This window comes from Halomonas sp. MCCC 1A13316, assembly GCF_014931605.1.
GTDB lineage: Bacteria > Pseudomonadota > Gammaproteobacteria > Pseudomonadales > Halomonadaceae > Halomonas.
The window spans coordinates 946,595-964,671 of sequence record NZ_CP053382.1; the positions used below are offsets into that span (position 1 = coordinate 946,595).

Consider the following 18,077-nt stretch of genomic DNA (forward strand, 5'->3'; position numbering starts at 1 on the left):
GGAGGCAACATGACCCGACGCAAGCCGATTGCCACCGGTTCCGACTGGAACTTCGAGATCCTCGATGCTTACGAGCGGGAGCTGGCCAGGCTGGCCGATGAGTATCGGCTGGACACCTATCCCAACCAGATCGAGATCATCACCACCGAACAGATGATGGATGCCTATGCCAGCGTAGGCATGCCGGTGGGTTACCATCACTGGTCGTTCGGCAAGCAGTTCCTGGCGGTTGAGCAGGCCTATCGGCGCGGCCAGATGGGGCTCGCCTACGAGCTGGTGATCAATTCGGACCCCTGCATCGCCTACCTGATGGAGGAAAATACCCTGATGATGCAGGTGCTGGTGATGGCGCACGCCTGCTATGGGCACAACTCCTTCTTCAAGGGCAACTACCTGTTTCGCACCTGGACCGATGCCAGCTCGATCGTCGATTACCTGGTATTCGCACGCAAATACGTGGCCGAGTGCGAGGAGCGCCACGGCGTGACGGCCGTCGAGCAACTGCTCGATGCCTGCCATGCCTTGCAGAACTACGGCGTCGATCGCTACAAGCGGCCGTCGCCGATCTCCGCCGAGGAAGAAGTGCGGCGCCAGGCGGAGCGCGAGGAGTATCTCCAGGCCCAGGTCAATACGCTGTGGCGTACCATCCCAGGGCGTCAGCAGGACGACACCCTGCCTGGCAGCCTGGATAGCGACGAAGACCCTCTGGGGCTGCACGCGGGGGGGCGCTATCCTCCCGAGCCCCAGGAGAACCTGCTCTACTTTCTCGAGAAGAACGCACCGCTGCTGGCACCCTGGCAGCGCGAGATCGTGCGTATCGTGCGCAAGCTGGCACAGTACTTCTATCCCCAGCGCCAGACCCAGGTCATGAACGAGGGCTGGGCTTCCTTCTGGCACTACACGCTGATGAACCGGCTCTACGATGAAGGCTTGGTCGACGAGGGTTTGATGTTGGAGTTCCTGCAGTCGCACACTGCGGTCGTCAGTCAGCCCGGTTTCGACAGCCCCTTCTACAGCGGCATCAATCCCTATGCGCTGGGCTTCGCCATGTTCAGCGACATCAAGCGCATGTGTGAGAACCCCACCGACGAAGACCGTGAGTGGTTTCCCGACACGGCGGGCAGCGATTGGCTCGATGCGGTGCACTTCGCCATGCACAATTTCAAGGACGAGTCGTTCATTCAGCAGTTCCTCTCGCCCAAGGTGATGCGCGACCTCAAACTGTTCAGCATCGTCGACGACGATCAGGAGGAGATGCTCGAGGTGTCGGCCATCCACGACGAGCGCGGCTATCGCCGGATTCGCGAGGCCTTGGCGCAGCAATATGCACTATCGCTGCGAGAGCCAAACATACAGGTCTACGAGGCCAACATACGTGGCAATCGCTCGCTTACCCTGCACCACGTGCAGGACAGTCGACGTCCCATGGGGCGTAGCGTCTATCCGGTGATCCGGCATCTCCATCAGCTATGGGGCTTCCCCGTGCGCCTGGAGTCAATCTCCGAAGAGGGAGCGGTCGTTCGGCGCTATCAATGGCCGCTACCCGATGAGGAAGGAAAGGAATAATCGGAGGAAGGGAGGGGCGATGGCGGGCCTAGGGCCCGCTCATTCCGCGGTGACCCAGGATTGGCACCACCCGCCGGGCTCGACGCTGTTCTGGGGAAACAGCTGGCAGCCTTCACTGCGGCGCTCGAAGAACATGCAGGTGCTACAGGACTCACCCTCTTCATAAGCCGGATGGTCGCTGGCTTGCTCGGCCGCTTCGACGTAGTTCAACGCCTGGGCCTGCTCGTCGTCGGGGTCGAGTCTTGGCAGACTCTGGGCGAACGCTCGAGATGACATGACGCCGATTCCCAGGGGCAGGGCGGCTACGCCCAGCAGACTGTTACGTAGAAAGGTACGTCGGCTCTGTTCGGCCAAGGGGCGGCTCTTTTGGGCCATGGATGGCTCTCCTGCTTCGACACGGTCAAGGAAAAATACCCCGTTTCAGACCAGGCTGGCGTCAAGCTTGGTGCCGTAAACCGGCCTGGCTATCTGACTCAACGATAGGCATGAAGTTCTTCGTATCAGCAGAGGGGACACTTTTTCTCCCAAGGTAGCAATTGGGGATTGTTGCGCTGCGTTTCCGCTTGGTGTCATGCGGTTTCAGCGATGCGGTTTGTGTAAGGGGAGAGGCCGTGCCATGGTGAAATCAAGTCGCCCGGTAAACCTGGCTCCGCTGCCCTACATTGGTTAGGGTGGGTTCACACTGCTGCTGCAAGGATGCTGTTATGCCGTGGATCAAGATTCTGCACATCGCCACGCTGGTGTGCTGGTGTGCTGCCCTGCTTTACTTGCCTGCCATGTTGCTGGCTGGTGCCAGGTCGCGGGGAACTTCCTCGTTCGACCTACCCGTGCCGATCATACTGCGTTTCGTTTTCACACATATCGCTACGCCTTTCGCTCTGCTCGCCATCGTGAGCGGCACCGTGCTGTTCATTGTCGGCCAGATTGCAGCGAGCTGGTTGGTGCTTAAACTCGCCGCCGTCAGCGGCATGGTGCTGTGCCACGTCCTGTGCGGAGGGCTGATCGTGCGGCTGGAGCAGGAGCGGCTACGTGGTCTGGTAGTGGCCAGCGCCTTGATTGCCATTGTGTCGGCAGCGCTGATGTTGGTGGTGCTGGTGCTTGTCTTGAGCACCCCCTTCGAGGCATGACGAGGAGAGCCAAGATGTTCAATGCGGTGCCCCGCCGGGCATGGACAGCCTCAGTCGTCATCGATGGCTGCACGAATCTTGTCTTCGATGTCGACGCCCACGGCATGATCGTAGACGAGCATGCCGCCGAGCACGCCGGTCAGGCCGACCAAGGCAGCGGTGAGCAGCGACAGGGCCATGGCCCAGGGCAGCAGGGGGAACGTGTCCAGGTAGCGCCACAGCCAATTGAGCGATGCCAGCGACAGCATCATGACGGCGAGGATGGCGTGGCACCAGCCCTGGATGAGATAGCGCACCCGCTTGAGCGAGATCAGGTCGACCAGACCCAGGGTGCTGGCCAGCCAGCCAGCCAGCGCGCCGATACCAGCGAGCCACAGGCTGCAGCGTGCCCAGAACGGATCATCGGTGTAGAGAAAGGCGGCGTCGCTGATGACCACCAGCAGCAGGCAGGCGATCGGGAAGTGGACCACAGTGGGGTGAAGGGGATGGCCGGCAATGCCGGCGCGGCTCTTGATCGAGCGTATCGGTTGGTCAGCCATGTTCGCGTCCTTTGCGATCTGTCCAAAGCTCTCTCTGGCATTCAACGCCTTGGCTGCAACCGGGTCAACCGAGCACCCCGGCTTACCTGGTACGTCACTTCGCTGTCAAGCCTGCTGGCGGGCTGCGGCGGGGAGATGTCGACCATGGATGTCGCAGGGCCGGCGGCCCGGGACCAGTTCTGGATCTGGTGGGCCATGTTTGCCGTCAGCCTGTTCGTTGCCGCGATGGTATTCGCGCTATGGCTCTTTACCTTTCGGCGGCGAGAGCAGCCGCAGCGCACGGCACGTGAGGAGCGACGCATCATGCTGCGCTGGGTGCTCGGCGGAGGGATTGCACTGCCGGTGGCCAGCATCATTGCGCTGTTGGTATTCGCCGCGCCCACCGGCCGCGGCATGCTGCCGTTGCCGCTTGCCGAAGGCGAAGCCGAGCGCATCGAGGTGATCGGGCACCAGTGGTGGTGGGAGGTGCGCTACCCCGGCGAGAACGGCGAGCGAGACGTCGTCACCGCCAATCGGCTGGTGATGCCGGCCGGCGAGCCCGTCGACTTTCGTCTGACCAGTGCCGACGTCATTCACTCCTTCTGGATTCCGCGTCTGGGTGGCAAGCGGGACATGGTGCCCGGGCGCCACTCCACTGTCCGCCTCGAGGCGGAGTCGACCGGTATCTTCGGCGCCCAGTGTGCCGAGTATTGCGGAGCGCAGCACACTCACATGCTGCTTCACGTCGAGGCACTCGAGCGTGATGAATTCGAGGCCTGGCTGGCCGAGCGCCGCTCACCACCCGAGTTGCGCGGTGGGTTCGACGAGGCGCAGGAGGCTTTCGGCGAGCATTGCGCGGCCTGCCACACGGTGGACGGCTTTCCCGAGGAGCTCATCGTCGACGACAAGTCTCACGACATCCAAGGGCCCAACCTCAGCGACATCGGCTCCCGACCCACGCTGGGAGCCGGTGTATTGCCCATGGAAGAGGGAGCCATCGGCTACTGGCTGCAGCACCACCAGACGCTCAAGTCCGGCAACCGAATGCCGCCCCATAACCAAATCGATACCGAGATACTCGAAGACATCGGTGCCTGGCTGGAGACGTTGGAACCATGAGCGATACCAAGGACGCGACACTGCCCCCGGGGATTCGTCGGCTGCACGAAGGCATGGCCAGAGTCTGGGCCAATCCTTCGGGCCTTGGCGCTTTGACCGTTGTCAACCATACCAGCGTTGGCCTGCGCTTCATGGTGACCGGTGCGGTCTTCTTCCTGATCGGCGGGTTGCTGGCGATGCTGATCCGCACCCAGCTCGCCTTCCCCGGCAACGCCTTCATGTCGCACGAGACCTACAACCAGGTCTTCTCGATGCACGGCACGGTGATGATGTTCCTGTTCGCCATCCCCATTCTCGAGGGAGTGGCGATTTACATGATCCCCAAGATGATCGGCGCCCGCGACCTGGTCTGCCCGCGGCTTTCGGCCTTCGGCTACTTCTGCTATCTGTTCGGCGGCATCATCCTGACCTCCAGCCTGGTGCTGGAGATGGCCCCATCCAGTGGCTGGTTCATGTACACCCCGCTCAGCAGCGGCGAATACTCCCCGGGGCTCGGCTCGGACTTCTGGCTGCTGGGTATCACCTTCGTCGAGATATCGGCCCTTTCCGCCGGGGTGGAGCTGGTCGTATCGATCCTGCGCACGCGTACCGAAGGCATGGCGCTGCACAAGATGCCGCTGTTCGCCTGGTACATCCTGGCCATGGCGCTGATGATCGTGGTCGGCTTCCCGCCACTGATCCTGGGCAGCGTCCTGCTCGAGCTGGAGCGTGCCGCCGGCATGCCGTTCTTCGATGTGGCGGGTGGGGGCGACCCGGTACTCTGGGCGCACTTGTTCTGGCTGTTCGGTCACCCCGAGGTCTATATCATCTTCCTGCCGGGGGCGGGTATCGTCTCGACCTTGTTGCCGGTCTTCGCCCGGCGTCCCATCGTCGGCTACGGCTGGGTGGTGGCCGCCATCGTGATCATGGGCTTCATCAGCTTCGGCCTGTGGGTGCATCACATGTTCACGCTGGGTATCCCGCAGTTGGCGCTGGCCTTCTTCTCGGCGGCAAGCATGCTGGTGGCGATCCCCACCGGCATCCAGATCTTCGTCTGGCTCGCCACGCTGTGGCTTGGGCGGCCGGTGATGTCGCTGCCGATGCTATGGATCGTCGGCTTCCTGGTAATCTTCGTGCTGGGCGGGCTGACCGGGGTGATGCTGGCTCTGGTGCCGTTCAACTGGCAAGTTCACGACACCCACTTTGTGGTCGCTCACATGCACTACGTGCTGGTGGGGGGCATGCTGTTCCCGCTGTTGGCCGGGCTCTACTACTGGCTGCCGCTGGTCTCGGGGCGAATGCCTTCGGAGCGGCTGGGAAAGTGGAGCTTCTGGCTGATCTTCCTCGGCTTCAACGTCACCTTCCTGGTCATGCACTGGACGGGATTGCTGGGCATGCGCCGACGCGTGTTCACCTACGACAGCGCCATGGGATGGGATATCTACAACCTGATCTCATCGGTCGGTGGCTTCATGATGTCCGCCGGCGTGGCGCTGCTGATTCTCGACATTACGCTGCATTTTCGCTTCGGCCGAAAGGCGCCGCAGAACCCCTGGAATGCCGGCACCCTGGAGTGGGCCATGCCCAAGCCACCCACACCCTACAACTTCGTCAGCCTGCCGCGGCTCGAGACGCGCCATCCGCTATGGGACGACCCCGAACTGCCGCGTACCATCGCCGCGGGTAAGCACGGTCTCAACACCATCGAACATGGCCGGCGAGAGACCTGGGGCAGCGATGCCCTGACCGGCAAGCTGCGCGAAGTGGTGCACTTGCCCACCAACTCCTGGTGGCCGTTCTTCGCCGCGCTGGCCCTGGCGGTGGTGTGCATCTGCCTGCTGGTCAAGCTCTATCCATTAGCGGGCGTGGCGACCCTGGTGGCGGTCGTGTTCCTGCTGCGCTGGTCATGGGAGAACGGGGCGCATCCCAAGGCCGCGCCCGACGCCACGGTTGCCCCCGGCCAGCCGCCGCTGCATTCACGCACCATGAATGGCCCCGGGGTCTGGACCATGTCGGTTTCCCACCTGGCCAACGGCTCGCTCTATCTCTCGCTGCTGTTCGGTTGGTTCTATCTGTGGACCGTAGCCCCCGAGTGGCAGATGCCGGAAACGTCTCCGCTCTCGCTGCCTCTGCTGGCGGGGGCGGGCCTCGCGCTGACGCTGGGCACCGCGTGGCTGGCCAAGCTGGTGCGCCGCTTGCGAGGGCATAGCGATTCGGGACTCGGCGGGGGGATGTATCTGGTCGCCGGGCTCGGCGCGCTGCAGTCGGCTCTGCTAGGCCTGGTGATCTGGCGGGCGGAGCTGGCGCCCAGCGAAACCGCCCACGATGCCACGCTACTGGTGGCGCTCGCCTACGTGCTGATCCATGCACTGCTAGGGGCGTTGTTATGCCTGTTGCAAGGGCTGCGAGTCGGCTATGGCTTCGTCGGCGCCGAGGCGCCCCTCGAGCCGGTGGTGGTGCTACGCTTGTGGTACTACAACCTGATCGTCTACTGGAGCCTGTTCGTAGCTGTCTGGGTCATGCCGACTCTGCTGGGAGGGGCGTCATGAAGCGGCTGTTGAGAATGACCCATCCCATCCACCTGGTGGTCGGCCCAACCCTCTGGGGGCTCTGGTTCGTGGCTATCTATGCCGGGCTTTCGGTGGCCTGCTCGGTGTCGCCTCCCGCCCCCGAGCAAGGTACGCTGACCGGCATCAATGTCGCTGTGGGGCTGGCCACGCTGGCCACCACCGTGCTGCTGCTGGGGCTGAGCTGGGCCGGTGTCACGGCGGCCCGTCGGGCTGAGCTTCGCCGCGACTGCTACTTTGCCTTCACCTCGGCCGGGATTCATCTGTTCTCGGCGGGTGCCACGCTGTTCATCGGCTACCCGGTGGTGTTCCTGCCGCCTTGCATTTAGATGCGAGGGTCGAACCGTGATTCAGCCGCTGTGGCCGGCCTGCTATACTCGCGCCAGCGTGGCCGTGCCAAGCCGCACGATTATTCCAACGGGGAGGATGCCCGATGCAAAATGCCGTGATCCTGATCAACACCGATAAGGGCCAGGTCAAGGCGGTGGCCGAACGGCTCGCCGATGTCGAGGGAATCAGCGAGGTTTATTCCACCTGCGGTCGCTACGACCTGGTGGCGATCGCCCGCACCCGTGATTTCGAAAGCCTGGCCGAGCTGGTGACCGAGCGCCTCAATGCCGTCGAGGGCATTCGCGATACCGAAACCCTGAATGCCATGCAGGTGCATTCCCGGCACGATCTTGAAACCATGTTCTCGCTGGGTTGGTAGCCCGGCGGTTCTCCCTCTCAATACTCTGGAGGCTGCGTGCCGGTGCCGAGGCGTGCCGGCAGCGGCACCATTCGGAACGATTCATGGCCTTGGCACGTTCTCGCAGCAGGCGTCGCCGCGCTTCGCTGCCACGCTGGCGCTCCCGCGTCCGCCAGTTCGCTATCTCGCTCGTCTTCGTGCTGGTCGGCAGCGGCCTGTGGTACACCCAGGAGCAGGGTTACCGCGACCAGCTGAGCTGGATGGGCGTACCAACCTGGGAAAGCCCAACCCCCTTGAACGTGCACCGAGTTCTGCGCAACGACGGTTTCCTGGTCGGTTGGTCGGACGTCAGGGTCAACCCGCTATGGGTCAGTTACCTGCTGCATGAGGTGGAAGACCCCAGGCCGGGGGCCAGGCCCGACTTTCGCCAGGATTGGCGTACCCTGTGGCCGATCGGCGCCGACAGCTATTTCGGCAGTGGTTACGACCGCGGCCACCTGGCCCCCAACTACGCCATTGCTTCGGTGCATGGGCGTCAGGCGCAGCAGCAGTCGTTTCTGATGAGCAACATCACTCCCCAGCGGCCGGATCTCAACCGCCGACTGTGGCAGCGTCTGGAGGAGGTGGTAATCGACCACTTCGTGCCGCGCTTCGGTGTGGTGCAGGTGATAACCGGGCCGATCTTTCCCGAGGCCTTCCTCGACAACGTGGCCAATCGGGTGGGCCTCGTCGAGATTCCCGAGGCTTTCTACAAGATCGTCGTGGTACCGGCCGAGGAGCCCAGGGCGCTGGCCTTCATCATGCCCCAGCAGGTGCGCGGCGACGAGCCGCTGGATGCCTACCTGGTGAGCATCGACGAGGTGGAGGCGCGTACCGGCCTGGACTTTTTCCCTCAGTTACCCGAAGCAGCGGCAGCGATGTTGGAAGGAGAGATCGTGGTCGATGGGTGGGCGCTCGAAGAGGTGGCCCGCCTGCCTGCCCGCTATTGAAATAAATGGCTGCGCGAGCAAATTACAGGCACAAAAAAACCGCGATTGGTCGCGGTTTCCTGGATCGCTCTGGTGAGATTTCAGCTTGCATGATGCGATCTGCTAGTGCAAAGCAGTGGTGCCCAGGAGAGGACTTGAACCTCCACATCCGTAGGGATACTAGCACCTGAAGCTAGCGCGTCTACCAATTCCGCCACCTGGGCGCATCATGCCGTCGTCGTGTTCGCAAACCCTGGGATGGTGCCCAGGAGAGGACTTGAACCTCCACGTCCATAAGGACACTAGCACCTGAAGCTAGCGCGTCTACCAATTCCGCCACCTGGGCGAACACGAGCGATTCGAGCTGATAAAGAGCGGCTGCCTGATTCTACCATCGATCCTCAAGGGATCGAATGGTGCCCAGAAGAGGACTTGAACCTCCACGTCCATAAGGACACTAGCACCTGAAGCTAGCGCGTCTACCAATTCCGCCATCTGGGCAGGCGACGCGTATCTTACCCAATTCATGGCCCAATGCAAGAGCGCCGGGAGAAATTTCCCCCCGTCGTCGAGGCCGCCAGAGGGCCTCGGAGGTCACTTCTTGAGCTTCCGTTTCACGCTTTGTGTTCGGATAACGCCGCCATGGTTGGGCCGAACCGGCACCGGCGCTATAATGCGGGCATGACAAACGACTCCATTAGCAACACCCTACGTACGCGGCCTCTCGCCCGCGCCCTTCCCGGAACGCTGCCCCCGTTGCCAAGGATGCCCCACGCATGACTCATTGGACGCTCAGCGACGACCCCCATGCCAGCCGCGAGGCCCACAAGTACGACAAGCCGGCGCCCAGCCGCGAGTACCTATTGGCGCGCCTGGAGGAGTACGGCAAGCCGATCACGCACGAATCCATGAGCCGCATGCTGGGCCTTGAGGACGAGGAGCTGCAGGAGGCCGTGCGCCGACGCCTGGCGGCCATGGAGCGCGACGGGCAGGTGCTGCGCAATCGCGCCGGCGCCTACGCCCTGATCGACAAGCTCGATCTGATCAAGGGCAAGGTGTTGGGGCATCGCGACGGCTTCGGCTTCGTACTGCGTGAGGACGGCAAGAAGCCCGACCTGGTACTACCGCCGCGCCAGATGCGTCGAGTCTTCCACGGCGACTACGTGCTGGTGCGCGTCAGCGGCCGTGATCGCCGTGGCCGCGACGAGGCCACCATTGCCGAAGTGCTGGCGCGCAATACCCAGACCATCGTCGGCGTGTTCCGCGAGAACACCTCCGAGTTCGGCGTGCTGATCCCCGAGAATCCGCGCATCACTCAGGAAGTGATCATTCCCCACAGTGCCTGCGGCGGTGCTCGGGACGGCCAGGTGGTATCGGCCCGGATCGTGCAGCAACCCGACACGCGGGTGCAGCCGGTGGGCGAAGTGGTCGAGGTCCTGGGTGAGCGCATGGACCCCGGGATGGAAATCGACATCGCCATCCGCAGTTACGAGATTCCGGCCGAGTTCCCCCCCGAGGTGCACGACCAGATCGCCGAGATGTCCGCCGAAGTGGCCGAGCAGGACAAGCAGCATCGCATCGACCTTCGCCATATCCCGTTGGTCACCATCGATGACGAAACGGCCAAGGACTTCGATGACGCCGTGTGCGCTTGGAAGACCAAGTCCGGTAGCTGGAAGCTGATCGTCGCCATCGCCGACGTGTCGCACTATGTGCGTCCGGGCACACCGCTCGACGAGGAGGCGATCCGTCGCGGCAATTCGGTCTACTTCCCGGGACAGGTGGTGCCGATGCTGCCCGAGCTGCTCTCCAATGGTCTGTGCTCGCTCAACCCGCACGTCGACCGCCTGGCGATGGTCTGCGAGATGAACATCTCCAAGAGCGGGGTTATCAGCCGCTACCACTTCTATGAGGCGGTGTTCCAGTCGCACGCTCGCCTGACATACAACAAGGTGGCGGCGATCCTCGACGGCGACGATGCCGAGGCGGATGCCTTGCGCGAGGAGTACCGCGACCTGACCAAGCCGCTCCAGGGTCTGCACGAGCTCTACCGTGTGCTGCGGCAAGCCCGCGAAGAGCGCGGCGCCATCGACTTCGAGACCACCGAGACGGCCATACTCTTCAACGAAGAGCGCAAGATCGAGAAGATCGTGCCGCGCAAGCGCAACGATGCCCACAAGATCATCGAGGAGTGCATGCTGGCGGCCAACGTCGCCACTGCACGCTTTCTCGACAAGCACGATCTGCCGGCGCTTTACCGTATCCACGAACGGCCCTCGCCGGAACGGCTCGACAAGCTGCGGCTGTTCCTCAATGAGCTGGGCCTGTCGGTCGGCGGTGGCGACGAGCCCACGCCGCAGGACTATCAGGCGCTGGCCGAGGCGATTCGTGGCCGCCCGGACGCCGACGTGATCCAGACCGTGATGCTGCGCTCCATGAGCCAGGCGGTCTATTCGCCGCAGAACGAGGGGCACTTCGGCCTGGCCTATCCGGCCTACGCTCACTTCACCTCGCCGATCCGCCGCTATCCCGACCTGCTGGTGCACCGTGCAATTCGCTCGGTGGTCCGCGGGCCGCGCCAGACCAATACCGTACTGCGCGCCGAGGGAGCCAAGGTCGATCCGCCGAGCAAGTGGTGCCCCTATACCTTCGAGCAGATGCTCGAGCTCGGCGAGCACTGCTCGATGACCGAGCGCCGCGCCGACGACGCCACCCGCGACGTCGAAGATTGGCTCAAGTGCGAGTTCATGTCCGACAAGCTCGGCGAGGTCTATGAAGGTACCATTGCCTCGGTGACCCAGTTCGGTATCTTCGTGCGCCTCGACGAGGTCTACGTCGAGGGTCTGGTACACGTCACCTCGTTGCCCTCGGATTATTACCACTACGAACCCGAGAAGCATCGTCTCAAGGGCGAGCGTACCGGTATGAGTTATCGTCTTGGCGATGGCGTCACGGTGCAAGTGGCACGTGTAGACCTGAACGATCGCAAGATCGACTTCGCCCTCGAGGACGACAAGCCGCGACCCAAGCGTGAGCCGCGCAAGCGCCGTGGCGGAGGCGAGGCGTCCTTCACGCCCAGGCCCGACGCTGGCAAGGCTGCGGCCGACGACAAGGGCGAGCGCGGCAAGGGTAAGGGCGGCAAGCGCCGTCGCGGCCCGCGCAAGCCGAAGGCGCGCGGCTGATGGCGAAGGGACGCAAGGGCAGGCAGCGTGATACGGGGAAGGGTGCGGCACGTGGCCCCGCCCTGCCCGGGATCCCGGGCGGGCTCGATGCAGTATTCGGCGTTCATGCCGTTCGCGCCCTGCTGGAGCGCGGGGACGCCCCGCGTGTGCTGTGGGTGCAGGAGGGGGAGGCGCAGCAACGCTTGGCCGAGATGGTCGATCGGGCTCGACAGGGTGGGGCGCGGATCGAGCTGCGCTCGCGTGACGAGCTGGACCGCCTGGCTCGGGAAGCCGCGCACCAGGGTGTCGTCGCCTTCACTGCGCCGCTGGCCTTCGAAAGCGAAGCCTCGCTGTGGTTCAAGCTGGAAGCCTGGCCCCACGAGGCGCCGCCGTTGCTGCTGGTGCTCGATGGCGTCACCGACGTGCACAACTTTGGCGCCTGCCTGCGCAGCGCCGATGCCGCTGGTGTGCATGGTGTGATCGTGCCCAAGGACAAGGCGGCACCTCTGAACGCCACGGTGCGCAAGGTCGCCTGCGGCGCCGCCGAGAGCCTGCCGGTCTACCAAGTGACCAACCTGGCCCGAGCCCTGGCCCGGCTCAAGGAATCCGGCATATGGATTACCGGCACCGCAGGCGAAGCCGAGGCGCAGCTGTTCGATGCCGACTTCTGCGGACCCACTGCGCTGGTGATGGGCGCTGAGGGTAAGGGGATGCGCCGCCTGACCCGCGAAGCCTGTGACGGCCTGGTCAAGCTGCCCATGGCCGGGAGTGTCTCCAGCCTCAACGTCTCGGTGGCCACCGGCATCTGCCTGTTCGAGGCGGTACGTCAGCGCCGAGGCGCCGGCGGTTGAGTCGCGAACGCCGCGCTATCTTGCAAGTGTCGACGTGGATCACTAGAATACAGGCGCCCGTTCCTGCGTGAGCGGGCGTAATTATTTGACTATCACCTCCTTGCTTCCCTTGATCGCCAGTTCTGGTTTCACGCGGAAGCTGCCAACCCGAAAGGAGAACCCATGCGTCATTACGAAATCGTGTTCATGGTCCACCCGGACCAGAGCGAGCAAGTGCCGTCCATGGTCGAGCGCTACTCCAGCATCGTCACCGAGAGCGGTGGCACCGTCCATCGTCTGGAGGACTGGGGCCGCCGTCACCTGGCCTACCCGATCAACAAGATTCACAAGGCTCACTACGTGCTGATGAACGTCGAGTGCGGCGGCGAGACTCTCGACGAGATCGAGAACATCTTCCGCTTCAACGACGCCATCATTCGCAGCCTGGTGGTGCGCTGCAAGGAAGCCATCACCGAAGCTTCGCCGATGATGAAGCCGGCAGACGACAAGCGTCCGCGTCGTGAAGAACGGCCGCGCACCGAAGAAACTGAAACTGCCGAAGCCAACTGATCGCTAGCACGTACCGAGGAGTCTTTACATGGCACGCTTTTTCCGCCGTCGCAAGTTCTGCCGTTTCACCGCTGAAGGTGTGAAGCAGATCGACTATAAAGATCTGGACACTCTGAAGGCCTACATCACCGAAACCGGCAAGATCGTACCCAGCCGCATTACCGGTACCAAGGCCCGTTACCAGCGTCAGCTGGCTACTGCCATCAAGCGCGCGCGCTACCTGGCTCTGCTGCCCTACACCGACAGCCACCAGTAAGCCGCGTCTCGATGTTGCCGATTGCCCGATGGTTGATGCGCGGCACGCCATACGCCGCAGGCGGGGCAGCGTTGGCAGCGATCGTGCCCTGGCTGTTCTGGCTGAGCGGTGCCATCGTTGCCCTGGTCACGCTGCGGCGCGGCCTGTCGCCGGCGCTGCCGGTACTGGTGGCCGCTGCCATCCCCGCCGGTTGGTGGTGGACCCAGGGCGATGCCATCCCGCTTGCCAGCGTTCTGCTGGTCACGCTGATGGCAGTGGTTCTGCGCTCACGCATGCGCTGGGGCGAGGCGCTGATCGTCGGCACGCTGGCCACGGCGGCGATGATCCAGCTTGGCATCTTCGTGCCGCCGGGCGGTACCGGGCCTCTGCTGGAGCAGCTGCGCCAGGGGTCGGCCGAGATCGACGCGATGCTGACCGAGCTGGCGCGGCAAGGCTTCGATACCGAAGAGCTGGCCACGCTGCTGATCGGTGGCATTACCGGTCTGGTCGTGCTGGTCGCCGCCATCGGTTGCCTGGCATTGGCGCGCGCCTGGCAAGCGGGGCTCTACAACCCCGGAGGCTTTCGCCAGGAGTTCCATGCGCTGCGCCTGGCGCCGCGCGAACTCGGTCTGCTGGTGGTGCTCGGCGTGGTGAGTATGGTGCTGGGCTTGCCGTCGCTCTCCATGCTGGTCTGGGTGCCGTTGCTGGTAGCCGGCATTGCATTGGTGCATGGCTTCATCGGGATAAAAGGCATGAACGGGCTGTGGCTGATTGCTTTCTACGTACTGCTGATCACCACCTGGCCCATGATTCTGATAGTGCTGCTGGTGGCCTTCATCGACGTGTTCGTGGATTTCCGCGGCCGTCTGGCCCCTCGCAGCGACTGACAAGAGGTTAACGAGATGGAAGTCATTCTGCTCGACAACATTGGCAAGCTGGGCGGCCTGGGTGACAAGGTGGCCGTCAAGCCCGGCTATGGTCGTAACTACCTGGTGCCCTACGGCCTGGCCGTGCCGGCCACCAAGGACAACGTGGAAGCCTTCGAGGCGCAGCGCGCCGAGCTCGAGGCGCAGGCCGCCGAGCGCAAGGCGATCGCCGAGTCGCGTGCTTCCCAACTGGCCGAAATCGAGCTGTCGCTCGTGGCCAAGGCTGGTGAAGAGGGCAAGCTGTTCGGCTCGATCGGTCCGCGTGACTTGGCCGAAGCGCTGGCACAGGCCGGTATCGAAGTCGCCAAGAGCGAAGTTCGCATGCCTGAAGGTCCGATCCGCCAGACCGGCGAGTACGACATCGACCTGCACTTGCACGCCGAAGTCGTCGCTACCGTGCGTGTGGTCGTAGTCGCCGAGTAAGCCTCACGACTGACGCAGCAGTAACGCCAAGGGGCGCGGGGGAAATACTCCCCGCGCCCCTTGTTTTTCTTCGTCTGGAAATAAGTTCCTTAGACATTGGTAGTAATATTACGGTTTGCCTTTGCGCCACAACTCTTAAACGATTAAGTTTTGGCCTGGCCTGGATCCGTTTCGCTTCAGGCCAGGGCGGCAGGCCATCTGGGCATCATTGCGATGCTTGTCTGAAACGATACAGCGCCGTGCTTCGCCCCTCCTTCTTGTGAAAACAAACGAACATACAAACATAAAAGGAACAACTGCGATGAACACCGCCTTGCTACGAAATCCGCTCGTTGCTGCCGTGGCCGTGGCCAGCTTCGGCATGATGGGGCACGCCGTTGCTGATAGCACCGACCTGGAGCAGCGCCTGCTCGAGCTCGAGAATCGCATCGCAGCCGCCGAGCAGCGTGCCGCCGCCGCGGAGCAGCGCGCCGAACTGGCCGAGGCCCAGGCCGAGGGCAGCCTGTCCGCGGAGGAGGTGGAGGAGCGCCTGGCCAAGGTCGAGCGTCAGGACAGTGGTGATGAGGGCTTTTCGTTCAACGTCTACGCCCGCTCGGGGTTGTTGCTTGGCGACGATCGCAAGAGCATCGAGGGCGGGCCCTACGTGACGCCGGTCGGTGGATTGGGTGGCGCCGTGGGTCGCCTGGGCAACGAGCCCGATACCTACGCCGAGGCGATCCTCAACTACCGCATGCAGTTCGACAACGGCGCCAAGGCGCTCTACCGCACCATGCTGGCCAGCGGTGCCACTACCAGCAACGACTGGGATGACGACTCCAACCTCAACGTGCGCCAGGTCTATGCCGAGTTCAGCGACCTGCCGAGCTTCACCGGAGCCTTCGAGAACGCCTCGATCTGGGCCGGCAAGCGCTTCGACCGCGACAATTTCGACATCCATTGGCTCGACAGCGATTTCATCTTCCTCGCCGGTACCGGCGCCGGTATCTATGACATGCAGCTGGCCGACAACTGGCGTTCCAACTTCTCGCTCTACGGGCGCAGCTTCAGCGACTTCCCCGTCGATAGCGAGGATCCCGGCGATACGGGCTCTACCGACAGCCTGATCGTCACGTCCAACAACTACTTCGGCAACTGGCAGTGGATGCTCAACGGCTTGTCTGCTGCCGACAATGACGAGCGTGACATCGGCGATGGCCAGGACGCCGCCGATAGCGGTTTCCACACCATGGTGGCCTATCATGGCGACAGCTTCTTCGGCCTGGGCGAGGGCAACTTCAAGCTGGCGCTGCTGCACGGCCAGGGCTTGGGCGCCCAGGTCAAGGGGCTCGGCAGTGACGGCGACCTCACCGATGACGCCGCCGCGACTCGCCTCGGCATTTATGGCACCACCTACCTGGCACCGACGTGGCGCGTGGCGCCGGCGATTCTCGCCGAGACCAGTGCGGACCGTTACGTCGAGGGCGACCAATACGACTGGGCGACCCTCAACGTGCGCCTGGCCAACGAGCTGACCGAGAATTTCGAGATGCAGTACGAGGCCAGCTACCAGTGGATGGATCTCGACTCCCGCGGTTACGGCGGTAACGGCGCCGCCGAGGGCGACTACACCAAGTTCACCATTGCGCCGACCTTCAAGCCTCAGGTGGGCGGCTTCTGGCAGCGCCCCGAGATCCGTCTGTTTGCCTCCTGGAGCGATTGGGACGAGGAGCTCAACGGCTACGACGGCGATGACGCTTTCGGCAGCGAAGGCTTCACCGGCGGCCAATGGAGCTTCGGTGTCCAGACCGAGGTCTGGTTCTAGGTTCAGGACGGCTCGTCAGGACGAGCCAAGCTCGCATGCTGTTTCGATCCTTTGCCGCGACCGGTTTCGGTCGCGGTTTTTGTCGTTTCGAAAGGTAGGGCGGACCCCGGCCATCGGGTAGAATGGCACGGCCCGTTCCCATGAAGGTTGTTGCGCCATGAACGACACGCTCGAGCTCGATAAGGAAACCGCCGCGCTCAAGGTGCCGCCGCACTCGCTCGAGGCCGAGCAGTCGGTGCTGGGTGGCCTGATGCTCGACAACCAGGCCTGGGACAACGTAGCCGACCGGTTGGTGGCGGACGACTTCTACCGCTACGAGCATCGCCTGATCTTCAACGCCATGATCGGCCTCGCCGAAGCGGCCAGGCCGCTCGACGTGGTTACGCTTTCCGAGGCGCTGGAGAGGCGCGACCAGCTCGACACTGTCGGCGGGCTCGCCTACCTGGCCGAACTGGCGCGTAATACGCCCTCGGCGAGCAACATTCGCGCCTATGCCGACATCGTTCGCGAGCGGGCCACCTTGCGCAAGCTGATTCGTGCAGCCAGCCAGATCGCCGACGGCGCTTTCAGCCCCCAGGGCCGGCCGGCCGACGAACTGCTCGACGAGGCCGAGCGGCTGGTGTTCCAGATCAGCGAGGAGCGGCCCAAGTCGGGTGGCCCCATCGGCATGAGCGAACTGCTGGCCAAGGCGGTCGACCGCATCGACGAGCTGTTCAACATGAAGGGCGAGATGACGGGGCTCTCCACCGGATTTCGCGACCTCGACGAGATGACCTCGGGCCTGCAGCCCTCGGACCTGGTGATCATCGCGGGACGCCCCTCCATGGGCAAGACCACCTTCGCCATGAACGTGGTGGAGCATGCAGTGATCTCGAGCGACAAGCCGGTCATGGTGTTCTCCATGGAGATGCCGGCGGATGCGCTGATGCTGCGTATGCTGTCGTCGCTGGGACGCATCGACCAGACCCGGGTACGCACCGGTCAGCTCGAAGACGAGGATTGGCCGCGGCTGACCTCGGCGGTGAACCTGCTCAAGGACAAGCAGCTGTTCATCGACGATACCGCGGCGCTGTCGCCCAACGAAATGCGCTCGCGGATGCGACGCCTGGTGCGTGAGCACGGCAACCTGGCGATGGTGATGATCGATTACCTGCAGCTGATGCAGATCCCCGGTTTCTCCGAGAACCGCACCGGCGAGATCTCGGAGATCTCGCGCTCGCTCAAGGGGCTGGCCAAGGAGTTCGGCTGTCCGGTAATCGCGCTTTCCCAGCTCAACCGCTCGCTGGAGCAACGCCCCAACAAGCGTCCGGTCATGTCGGATCTGCGCGAGTCGGGTGCCATCGAGCAGGATGCCGACGTGATCGCCTTCGTCTACCGTGACGAAGTCTACAATCCAGATAACCCGGACAACCAGGGCCTGGCCGAGCTGATCATCGGCAAGCAGCGTAACGGTCCCATCGGTTCGGTGCACATGGCCTTCATCGGCAAGTACACTCGCTTCGAGGATCTGGCGCCGGACAGCTATGGCGAGGCGTTTGGCGAATAACTCAAGGCGGCGCTTGAGCCTCTCGTGCGGCCCCGTATAATGCCGAGCCCCCG

At 63.5% G+C, this 18,077-nt stretch carries 17 protein-coding genes and 3 tRNA genes; 15 read left to right on the forward strand and 5 right to left on the reverse strand.

Annotated features, from left to right (window positions below; translation table 11 throughout):
- The first annotated feature begins 9 nt into the window (after window positions 1-9).
- Entirely contained in the window at window positions 10-1,566 is a 1,557-nt protein-coding gene (locus HNO52_RS04460) for a SpoVR family protein (protein WP_197568007.1), read from the forward strand.
- A gap of 39 nt (window positions 1,567-1,605) precedes the next feature.
- Here HNO52_RS04460 and HNO52_RS04465 read toward each other — a convergent pair whose 3' ends face one another.
- Window positions 1,606-1,920 carry a high-potential iron-sulfur protein gene (locus tag HNO52_RS04465; protein ID WP_197569095.1) on the reverse strand — a complete coding sequence of 105 codons (315 nt, stop codon included), beginning with the start codon at window positions 1,918-1,920 and terminating at the stop codon, window positions 1,606-1,608.
- A 350-nt stretch (window positions 1,921-2,270) separates the two neighbouring features.
- On the opposite strand from HNO52_RS04465, the gene HNO52_RS04470 reads away from it, so the two are divergent.
- On the forward strand, window positions 2,271-2,693 hold the full coding sequence (locus HNO52_RS04470) for a CopD family protein (protein WP_197568008.1): 423 nt from the start codon (window positions 2,271-2,273) through the stop codon (window positions 2,691-2,693).
- Window positions 2,694-2,743: 50 nt separating this feature from the next.
- Here the strand turns inward: HNO52_RS04470 and HNO52_RS04475 are convergent, their stop codons facing one another.
- Complete coding sequence (locus HNO52_RS04475; protein WP_197568009.1) at window positions 2,744-3,232, reverse strand: DUF2231 domain-containing protein; 489 nt, start codon at window positions 3,230-3,232, stop codon at window positions 2,744-2,746.
- 144 nt (window positions 3,233-3,376) lie between these two features.
- Here HNO52_RS04475 and coxB point away from each other — a divergent pair, with 144 nt between their 5' ends.
- The 5 genes from coxB to HNO52_RS04500 all read left to right on the forward strand — a co-directional run bounded on the left by coxB (window position 3,377) and on the right by HNO52_RS04500 (window position 8,553).
- Window positions 3,377-4,330 (forward strand): cytochrome c oxidase subunit II, encoded by a 954-nt coding sequence (gene coxB, locus HNO52_RS04480; RefSeq protein ID WP_332107661.1) that lies wholly within the window; start codon window positions 3,377-3,379, stop codon window positions 4,328-4,330.
- Window positions 4,327-6,858 (forward strand): cytochrome c oxidase subunit I, encoded by a 2,532-nt coding sequence (gene ctaD / locus HNO52_RS04485; protein WP_197568011.1) that lies wholly within the window; start codon window positions 4,327-4,329, stop codon window positions 6,856-6,858. Before coxB ends, ctaD begins: the two co-directional genes overlap by 4 nt.
- Complete coding sequence (locus HNO52_RS04490; RefSeq protein WP_197568012.1) at window positions 6,855-7,205, forward strand: hypothetical protein; 351 nt, start codon at window positions 6,855-6,857, stop codon at window positions 7,203-7,205. The genes ctaD and HNO52_RS04490 overlap by 4 nt, the downstream gene beginning before the upstream one ends.
- Before the next feature lie 104 nt (window positions 7,206-7,309).
- Complete coding sequence (locus HNO52_RS04495) at window positions 7,310-7,585, forward strand: Lrp/AsnC family transcriptional regulator (protein WP_043510462.1); 276 nt, start codon at window positions 7,310-7,312, stop codon at window positions 7,583-7,585.
- An 83-nt stretch (window positions 7,586-7,668) separates the two neighbouring features.
- Window positions 7,669-8,553: a DNA/RNA non-specific endonuclease gene (locus HNO52_RS04500; RefSeq protein WP_197568013.1), complete on the forward strand. Its 885-nt coding sequence runs from the start codon at window positions 7,669-7,671 to the stop codon at window positions 8,551-8,553.
- Between the two features lie 116 nt (window positions 8,554-8,669).
- On the opposite strand, the gene HNO52_RS04505 is transcribed toward HNO52_RS04500, so the two are convergent.
- The 3 genes from HNO52_RS04505 to HNO52_RS04515 form a co-directional block, all read right to left on the reverse strand.
- Window positions 8,670-8,756 (reverse strand) — tRNA-Leu (locus tag HNO52_RS04505).
- 35 nt (window positions 8,757-8,791) lie between these two features.
- Window positions 8,792-8,878: transfer RNA gene (locus tag HNO52_RS04510), tRNA-Leu, on the reverse strand.
- 68 nt (window positions 8,879-8,946) lie between these two features.
- Window positions 8,947-9,033: transfer RNA gene (locus HNO52_RS04515), tRNA-Leu, on the reverse strand.
- Between the two features lie 275 nt (window positions 9,034-9,308).
- Between HNO52_RS04515 and rnr the strand changes: the two genes are divergently transcribed.
- The 8 genes from rnr to dnaB all read left to right on the forward strand — a co-directional run bounded on the left by rnr (window position 9,309) and on the right by dnaB (window position 18,024).
- On the forward strand, window positions 9,309-11,714 hold the full coding sequence (rnr, locus tag HNO52_RS04520; RefSeq protein ID WP_197568014.1) for a ribonuclease R: 2,406 nt from the start codon (window positions 9,309-9,311) through the stop codon (window positions 11,712-11,714).
- Entirely contained in the window at window positions 11,714-12,544 is an 831-nt protein-coding gene (gene rlmB / locus HNO52_RS04525) for a 23S rRNA (guanosine(2251)-2'-O)-methyltransferase RlmB (protein WP_197568015.1), read from the forward strand. The genes rnr and rlmB overlap by 1 nt, the downstream gene beginning before the upstream one ends.
- A gap of 162 nt (window positions 12,545-12,706) precedes the next feature.
- A complete protein-coding gene (gene rpsF, locus HNO52_RS04530; protein ID WP_197568016.1) occupies window positions 12,707-13,093 on the forward strand; it encodes a 30S ribosomal protein S6 in 387 nt (128 codons plus the stop codon).
- 28 nt (window positions 13,094-13,121) lie between these two features.
- The gene (rpsR, locus tag HNO52_RS04535; protein WP_010629658.1) at window positions 13,122-13,349 is read left to right on the forward strand and encodes a 30S ribosomal protein S18; all 228 of its coding nucleotides are present in this window, start codon (window positions 13,122-13,124) and stop codon (window positions 13,347-13,349) included.
- A gap of 11 nt (window positions 13,350-13,360) precedes the next feature.
- Window positions 13,361-14,215: a YybS family protein gene (locus HNO52_RS04540; RefSeq protein ID WP_197568017.1), complete on the forward strand. Its 855-nt coding sequence runs from the start codon at window positions 13,361-13,363 to the stop codon at window positions 14,213-14,215.
- A 15-nt stretch (window positions 14,216-14,230) separates the two neighbouring features.
- On the forward strand, window positions 14,231-14,677 hold the full coding sequence (rplI, locus tag HNO52_RS04545; protein ID WP_197568018.1) for a 50S ribosomal protein L9: 447 nt from the start codon (window positions 14,231-14,233) through the stop codon (window positions 14,675-14,677).
- Between the two features lie 301 nt (window positions 14,678-14,978).
- Complete coding sequence (locus tag HNO52_RS04550; protein ID WP_197568019.1) at window positions 14,979-16,478, forward strand: carbohydrate porin; 1,500 nt, start codon at window positions 14,979-14,981, stop codon at window positions 16,476-16,478.
- Window positions 16,479-16,635: 157 nt separating this feature from the next.
- A complete protein-coding gene (gene dnaB, locus HNO52_RS04555) occupies window positions 16,636-18,024 on the forward strand; it encodes a replicative DNA helicase (protein ID WP_197568020.1) in 1,389 nt (462 codons plus the stop codon).
- The last annotated feature ends 53 nt before the right edge of the window (window positions 18,025-18,077 follow it).